The 893-nt window shown below is 58.2% G+C and carries 1 protein-coding gene; it reads right to left on the bottom strand.

Going from position 1 to position 893, the window contains the following annotated elements; all coding sequences use genetic code 11:
- On the bottom strand, nt 1-893 hold an 893-nt coding region (locus tag AB9K37_RS00455; protein ID WP_369835102.1), incomplete at both ends, for an IS110 family transposase.

The following is an 893-nucleotide window of genomic DNA, read 5'->3' on the forward strand; positions in this document are numbered from 1 at the left end:
CTTGTCGGTAACCATCTTGGCTGTCCAGAGATCGACTTTCTGCGGGGAACGTTTCGCCATCACAGCGCGAGACGTCATGCCCACGACCAGCAATTTGCGTATGTAGCGATCCCCCTGCTTTGTGATCTTTCCAAGACGTTCCTTGCCGCCACTTGATTTGTTGAGCGGGGTCAACCCCAGCCAGGCCGCCAGATCGCGTCCGGTCCGAAACTGTTTTGCATCGCCGATCGTTGCGACAATCGCCGAAGCCGTGATCGGTCCGATCCCAGGCATGCGCATCAATCGGCGGGCATCCGCACTCAACATGGCATGTTGCTCAATCATCTTTGAGTAGCCGGAAATGCGTTCATTCAGGCCGAGAAACTGGTAGCACTGGACGCCGAGAAGGCCGTTTGCGATCTCCGGCATGTCAGGATGATCGCCGTCCAGGTGGCGCTTTGCGAAGGCGGCCACCGCTTCGATCCCGATGGGCAAGATATGCCCGAACTCGCGCAAGAGACTGCGGATCATGTTGGCCAACTGGGTGCGCTGCCGGACCGCCAGATCGCGTGTGCGGTGGATTGCGAGGATGGCCTGCTGGTCCTCCGTCTTGATCTCGACAAAGCGCATCGTCGGGCGCCGAACCGCTTCACAGATTGCCTCGGCATCAACAGCATCCGACTTGCCGCGCTTCACGTAGGGTTTGACGTAACCGGCGGGCATGAGCTTTACGTCGTGTCCCAATTTGCGCAGCTGGCGACCCCAATGGTGGGACGATCCACACGCTTCCATACCGACCAAACAGGGCGGCAGCCTCTCAAAGAAGGCAAGCAGCTTCTCCCGCTTTATGGCCCTATTGAAAATGACCCGACCATTCTCCGAAATGCCGTGAACCTGAAAAACATCCTTGGCCA

The organism is Donghicola sp. XS_ASV15 (genome assembly GCF_041224595.1).
Classification (GTDB): domain Bacteria; phylum Pseudomonadota; class Alphaproteobacteria; order Rhodobacterales; family Rhodobacteraceae; genus Donghicola.